Genomic DNA, 1,344 nt, shown 5'->3' on the forward strand with positions numbered 1-1,344 from the left:
GTTGTCGGTGGGTGGTGATGGGCCGGCGGTGGTGGGTGTGGGTGGGGAGTTGTCGTTCGCTGAGTTGGGGGCGGCGGTTTTCCGGTTGGCGCGGGTGTTGATCGCTCGTGGTGCGGGGCCTGAGCGGGTTGTGGCGGTGGTGGTTCCGCGTTCGGAGTCGATGGTCGTGGCGATGGCGGCGGTGCTGGTGTCGGGGGCGGCGTATGTGCCGTTGGATCCGGAGCACCCGGTCGAGCGGCTGGGCGTGATGCTGGCGGATGCCGATCCGGTGGTGGTGGTGACGGTGTCGTCGGTGGCGGGCCGGTTGCCGGGGTCGGTAGCGGGTCGGTTGCTGGTTTTGGATGACCCGGTCGTGGTGGCGGAGGTGGGTGCGGCTTCGGCGGAGCCGGTGGGTGATGGGGATCGGTTGTGTGTGGTGCGGCCGGAGCATCCGGTGTATCTGGTGTTCACCTCTGGGTCGACGGGGCGGCCTAAGGGTGTGGTGATGGTGGGGTCGGCGTTGGCTGATGTGTTGGTGTGGCATCGGCGGGTGTATGGGGGTGGGCCTGGTCGGCGGGTGGGTCAGTTCGCGTCGTTGGGGTTTGATGTGGCGGCGCAGGAGATCTTGTCGGCGTTGTTGGCTGGCAAGTGTGTGGTGGTGCCGGATGAGGTGACTCGTCGTGATCCGGTGGCGTTGGCCCGGTGGATGGGTGTGCATGGGGTGGGGGAGTTGTTCGCGCCGAGTTCGGCGGTGAACGCGTTGTTCGAGGCTGCGGCGGGTGCGGGTGTGGAGCTGCGGTTGGTGGAGGTTTTTCAGGCGGGTGAGGCGTTGGTGGCTGGTCCTGCGTTGCGTGCGGGGCTGGGTGGTGGGCGGTTGTCCAATCAGTACGGGCCGACGGAGACGCAGTTGGTGACGGCGTTTTCGTTGCCGGGTGGTTCGGGGGGGTGGCCGTCGCCGGTGCCGATCGGGGCGCCGTTGCCGGGGGTGCGGGTGTATGTGCTGGATGGTGGGTTGGGGTTGGTGCCGCCGGGTGCGGTGGGGGAGTTGTATGTGGCGGGGATGGGGCTGGCTCGGGGGTATGCGGGCCGGTTCGGTCTGACGGCGGAGCGGTTCGTGGCTGATCCGTTCGGTCCTGCGGGGTCGCGGATGTATCGCACGGGGGATGCGGTGCGGTGGCGGGCCGATGGGGTGTTGGAGTTCGTCGGTCGGGTTGATGATCAGGTGAAGATCCGGGGGTTCCGGGTGGAGCCTGGTGAGGTCGCCGCCGCGGTGAGCGCCCACCCGGCCGTGGCACAGGCCGTCGTGCTCCCCTGGCGATCGGCCACGGGCGACACCCACCTGATCGCCTACACCGTCCCCGCCGA

1 protein-coding gene is annotated in these 1,344 nt (G+C 69.0%); it reads left to right on the forward strand.

From position 1 onward, the window contains the following. Window positions 1-49: 49 nt before the first annotated feature. The coding region (locus PYR91_RS36280) for an amino acid adenylation domain-containing protein (protein ID WP_279787546.1) at window positions 50-1,344 on the forward strand (1,295 nt) is incomplete at its 3' end.

It is taken from the genome of Sphaerisporangium sp. TRM90804 (genome assembly GCF_029846175.1).
Lineage (GTDB): Bacteria > Actinomycetota > Actinomycetes > Streptosporangiales > Streptosporangiaceae > Sphaerisporangium.